The sequence below is a fragment of the Flavobacterium sp. UBA4854 genome (genome assembly GCF_002399805.1).
GTDB classification, from domain to species: Bacteria; Bacteroidota; Bacteroidia; order Flavobacteriales; family Flavobacteriaceae; genus Flavobacterium; species Flavobacterium ginsengisoli.
In genome coordinates, this window is record NZ_DHEI01000105.1 from 48,014 (window position 1) to 53,315 (window position 5,302).

General features: G+C 30.9%; 7 protein-coding genes. 6 read left to right on the top strand and 1 reads right to left on the bottom strand.

Annotated elements, in window-relative coordinates:
* The 5 genes from B3J44_RS15540 to B3J44_RS15560 all read left to right on the top strand — a co-directional run.
* Positions 1-285 (top strand): glycoside hydrolase family 16 protein (locus tag B3J44_RS15540; protein ID WP_286969478.1); only part of this gene is annotated, 285 nt, incomplete at its 5' end.
* 66 nt (positions 286-351) lie between these two features.
* Positions 352-1,110: a glycoside hydrolase family 16 protein gene (locus B3J44_RS15545; protein ID WP_286969480.1), complete on the top strand. Its 759-nt coding sequence runs from the start codon at positions 352-354 to the stop codon at positions 1,108-1,110.
* Positions 1,111-1,441: 331 nt separating this feature from the next.
* Entirely contained in the window at positions 1,442-2,026 is a 585-nt protein-coding gene (locus B3J44_RS15550) for an RNA polymerase sigma factor (RefSeq protein ID WP_198857069.1), read from the top strand.
* A gap of 51 nt (positions 2,027-2,077) precedes the next feature.
* Positions 2,078-2,221, top strand: coding sequence for a hypothetical protein (locus tag B3J44_RS15555; protein ID WP_198857070.1), 144 nt, complete (start codon positions 2,078-2,080; stop codon positions 2,219-2,221).
* Between the two features lie 548 nt (positions 2,222-2,769).
* Positions 2,770-3,834, top strand: coding sequence for a tetratricopeptide repeat protein (locus B3J44_RS15560; RefSeq protein WP_286969483.1), 1,065 nt, complete (start codon positions 2,770-2,772; stop codon positions 3,832-3,834).
* A 59-nt stretch (positions 3,835-3,893) separates the two neighbouring features.
* Here the strand turns inward: B3J44_RS15560 and B3J44_RS15565 are convergent, their stop codons facing one another.
* Positions 3,894-4,556, bottom strand: coding sequence for an endonuclease III domain-containing protein (locus B3J44_RS15565; protein WP_286969485.1), 663 nt, complete (start codon positions 4,554-4,556; stop codon positions 3,894-3,896).
* A gap of 101 nt (positions 4,557-4,657) precedes the next feature.
* Here B3J44_RS15565 and bcp point away from each other — a divergent pair, with 101 nt between their 5' ends.
* The gene (gene bcp / locus B3J44_RS15570; protein ID WP_286969487.1) at positions 4,658-5,110 is read left to right on the top strand and encodes a thioredoxin-dependent thiol peroxidase; all 453 of its coding nucleotides are present in this window, start codon (positions 4,658-4,660) and stop codon (positions 5,108-5,110) included.
* The last annotated feature ends 192 nt before the right edge of the window (positions 5,111-5,302 follow it).

Below are 5,302 nucleotides of genomic sequence, written 5' to 3' on the forward strand. Positions count from 1 at the left end.
CATTATCCTGGTCGTTCAGGCGGAAATGCCAATACGGCTTCTAAAACTATTCCAAATGTTTCAACAGAGTTTCATGTTTACAAAGCAGTTTGGAGTGCAGAAACTATCCAGCTTTACGCAGACGATGTGTTGATCCATACATTAGCAAATACAAGTTCTTTACCTTTTAACAGCGAATTTTTCTTGATTTTAAATTTTGCTATGGGAGGTAATATGGGAGGCAATATTGATCCTGCTTTCACTCAATCTACAATGGAGATTGATTATGTTAGAGTTTATCAATAGGTTGATTAATTAGTAATTTTGAAGGCCAGTTGGTTACTGGCCTTCTTTTTTTAATAAAAGAATACGATGAAGAAAATAATTTTAGTATTACTCATTACTAGTTTTGGCTTTGCCCAAGAGGCGAAAAGAAAACTTGTTTGGGAAGAAAATTTTAATAAAAAAAGCTTAAACGAATCGGTTTGGAATTTTGAATTGGGAGATGGTTGTCCAAATTTATGTGGTTATGGAAATAATGAAAGACAGATTTATACAAAAACAAACCACGAATTTAAAGACGGAAATCTAATTATTGAAGCCAGAAAAGAAGGAGATAAATATACTTCGACTAAAATTACAACAAAAAGCAAAAAAGAGTTTAAATACGGCCGAATCGAAGCTAGGGCAAAACTCCCTATTGGACATGGTTTATGGCCCGCGTTTTGGATGCTTGGCGCCAATATTGATGAGGTAAAATGGCCAAAAACAGGAGAAATTGATATTCTAGAATATATCGGAAGAGATCCTCATATGGTATACACAACACTTCATACACAGGACAGCCATGGAAATACAGTCAATACAAAACGAACTGAATTTCCAAATATTGAAGAAGGTTATCATGTTTACGCTATCGAATGGAACAAAGACAAAATTGATTTTTTTGTTGATACAAAACTAGTTTATACTTTTAATCCCGAAGTTAAAAACGAAGATACATGGCCATTTGACAAACCATTTTATATCATTGTAAATTTGGCAATTGGAGGTAATTTTGGAGGACCAGAGGTAGACGATTCTGTTTTACCGCAAAAATATTACGTTGATTATGTACGCGTTTATCAGTAATATATCGACAGTATAAACTAAAAAATAAGACAGATGAAAATGATTTAAAATGTTAATTGTAAGTTATTTACATCTGTTTTTTATTTAAGTAAAAAAAATCATCAGAATTCATTTTTTTTAGCTATTTTTATTAAAATCAAACTTTGCAGTAAAAAACTTAACGATTTATTATTAATTATTATTGCTTTTGTTTGCTTTTTAAAATAAATATTTGTTAAATTTGGTCAAAATATTAACATAACCCAATAAAAAAGAAACGCCTATATAAAAAAACTACTTTTTAGAAAATACTCCAAATTTTAAATTTTAAAACTAAAAAAAAGTAGTTATTATGGCTGATCTGCATACTCCAGACGCTCTATTAGTAAAAAATTATGTTGACGGTAGTGAAGCTGCACTTGCAACATTAATAAAGAGGCACGAGTCTAAAATATATGGATTCATATATTCTAAGATTGCTGATAGAGATATTTCAAATGATATTTTTCAAGACACATTTATTAAAGTAATTAAAACTTTAAAAAGTAATTCTTATAACGAAGAAGGTAAATTTCTGCCTTGGGTAATGCGTATTTCTCATAATCTAATTGTAGATCATTTTAGAAAAACAAAGAAAATGCCAATGTACAGAGAAACAGAAGAGTTTTCTATTTTCTCTATAATGTCTGACGACGCATTGACAATTGAAGGCAAAATGATCGTAGATCAAGTCGAACTTGATTTAAAAAAATTAATAGGAGAGCTTCCAGATGATCAAAAAGAAGTATTGGTTATGCGTATGTATCAAGACATGAGTTTCAAAGAAATCTCAGAAGTTACTGGCGTAAGCATCAACACAGCATTAGGAAGAATGCGCTATGCATTAATGAATTTGAGAAAAATTATAGAAAAACATCAAATTATTTTAACCAACTAATACTATTTTGATAATTAGTCCGTTATACTACTATAAAACATTTTTGATAGTATGGGGAAAATTTACTCAAAAAAAGCATTAGCTTCTAAAAATCTTAAACCTAAAAAAGAAGTAGTTTCTTTTTTATTGAATTATTCTAAAGCCTTGACAGTAGTTAAGATTGAAGATAAAAATTTTGAGATTATAGCTAATTAAACAGCCCACTGCTCCTGTCGGATGTTTATAAAAAAGAAACCAAATGGTCGTTTTGGTTTAAGAGCTCACTATTTGTATATTTTATGTACAAGTAGTGAGTTTTTTTATTTCTTCTTTTTTCCGAATTAAAAATATAAGTTTTTTACAGCATTTTTCTCTTGTTTTGTTAAAATTTAATATTTTGATCGGAATTTATGTGTTTATTTGGTTTTTAATTCTATTTTAGTTAAAAAACTACTTTTTTATTTGATAAATATGCTTTTCTTAAGCGTTATTCGTATTAGAAAGTTTGTTTGATTAAAAAATAGAAACATAATATTTTAAAAATTAAATATTTAACCAAAACCCAAATTATTTATGAAGAAAAACTACCCAACTTTATTGCGTTAAGTTTATTGCTTATTTGATTTTGAAAAAATATTTGAACCAGCAAATGTTTATTCGATAAAATAGTGAGTAAGATAATTTTTAGACCAGTTTAATTATCCTCTTACTATGTTTCAAAAGAAACTTAGAAAATTATTTAACCACCAAAACTTAACCGCAAAATGAAAGAGAACATTAAGATGTTGTCATGCTTATTGATGATAAGTATTGGCGCATTTGCCCAAAAAGACAAAATTAAAGAAGCACAATCTTTATTTGACAAAGGAAATAGCCAGGAAGCTTTGGCAATTTTAACTAAAACAGAATATCTTATTCTTAATGCATCTGATGAAGACAAGTCTGATTATTACTTCTTAAAAGGAAATGTTTTAAAAGATTTGGCTGTAAAAAATATAGATGCAGCCAATAATTTCACATTGGCATCGCAATCGTATCAAGATGTATTTTTATACGAAAATGAATCAGGAAAATTTAAATGGACAGTTAAAGCTAACATAGCTTTAAAAGACATGAAAGCCAGTCTTGTAAATGGTGCAATGGCAGATTTTAAAGACGGAAAATTCAAAGAAAGTGCAGAAAAGAGTTATAAGGTATATTTGTTCGATAAAAAAGATACTATAAACTTGTGTAATGCTGCGGCGTCGTCTATAAACGGAAAAGATTACAACGCTGCTGTGACCTATTACGAACTTTTGAAAAAGATTAATTTTTCTGGAAAAGGAGTTCGATATTTTGCTACCAACAAAAAAACAAAAGAAGAAGATGCTTTTATTTCTCCAAAAGCTAGAGAGTCTGCTATACAGCAAGGTCTTTACGAAAAGCCAAGAACAGAATCTGTGCCTTCTAAAAAAATAGAAATAAACAATAATTTGGCTTATGCTTATCTTGAAAAGAAAGATTATGCAAGAGCAGAATCAGTTTATAACTATGTTTTAGAATTAGATCCGAATTATATTGACGCTTATATTAACTTGGCTTATTTGAAACTGCAAATGAAAAAGGATTTAGCAGAAGAAATATCATCATTAGGAACTACGCCAGCAGAGATGAAGAAATACGATAAACTAAATGCACAAAAAGATGATATTGCCAGAAGTGCAATTCCATATCTTAAGAAAGTACTTGTTCTTGAACCAAAAAATCCAGATGCAACCAAAACATTATTAGGTGTTTACAGATCTCTTGATATGAATTCAGAATACAATGCTTTAAAAGCAGGAATGTAGTTTTTTTAAAGGGCAAAGGTGCAGAGTAACAAAGGTGCAAAGGTTTTATCTTTGCACCTTTATTTTTTTGAAACTGTTTTTTCAAGCTCTTCAATAAGAGATTTCTTTCCGACAGTTTTCGTTATAATATCTTTTTCAAGACTCCAGCCTCTTGCAGGTGAATATTCTCGTCCGTACCAAATAATCTGCAAGTGCAAGTCATTCCATAATTCTCTTGGAAATAATCTTTTGGCATCTTTTTCAGTTTGAGCGACATTTTTTCCATTAGATAAATTCCATCTGTACATCAATCGGTGAATATGCGTGTCTACAGGAAAAGCTGGAACGCCAAAAGCCTGAGACATTACCACACTTGCCGTTTTGTGTCCAACAGCAGGCAAAGCTTCAAGCGCTTCAAAACTCTGCGGAACTTCGCCATTATATTTCTCGATCAAAATTTCAGATAAACCATGAATTCCTTTAGATTTCATAGGAGATAAACCACACGGACGAATAATTTCCTTAATTTCTTCTATCGACATTTTAACCATATCATACGGATTATCAGCTTTTGCAAACAAAAGCGGCGTAATTTGGTTCACACGAACGTCGGTACATTGTGCTGATAATAAAACAGCAATTAAAAGTGTATAAGGATCTTTGTGGTCAAGCGGAACTGGTATAGTAGGGTAGAGTTCTTTTAATTTATCAATAACAAATTGTACGCGAGCTTCTTTATTCATTTCGGTGATTTTAATGCCTGTAAAAATAAAGAATTATTAGTTATAAGTTATCTTTGCTTTTAATCTAAAATCTGAAATCAACAATCTAAAATAAAAGACATATGACAACACTAAAAGCAGGAGATAAAGCGCCAAATTTTTCAGGTACAGATCAAGACGGAAAAACACATAAACTGGCAGATTACGCTGGGAAAAAATTAGTTGTTTTCTTTTATCCGAAAGCAAGTACGCCTGGCTGTACGGCTGAGGCTTGCGATTTGAGAGATAATTATCACCGTTTTCAAGCCAATAATTACGAACTTCTTGGAGTAAGCGCTGATAGCCCAAAAGCACAAGTAAAATTCAAAGAAAAATACGAATTGCCATTTCCTTTAATTGCAGACGAAGACAAATCGGTTATCAACGCATTTGGAGTTTGGGGACCAAAGAAATTTATGGGTAAAGAATACGATGGAATTCACAGAACAACTTTCGTAATCGACGAAAAAGGAATTATAGAAGAAGTAATCGAAAAAGTAAAAACAAAAGAACACGCTTCGCAGATTTTGAAATAGAGATTTTTGTTTCAGGTTTTCTTTGTTTCAGGTTTCAAGTTGCTTTACTTAATATTTAGTTTTAACGCAAAGCATGCTAAGTTTTTTTATGAGCCAAACCTAATAAACCCACAAAGTTCGCAAAGCTGAATTTACATAAAGCTTTGCGAACTTTGCGTTTTTTAGCACAAGCTTAAGTAAAAAAAACTTAGC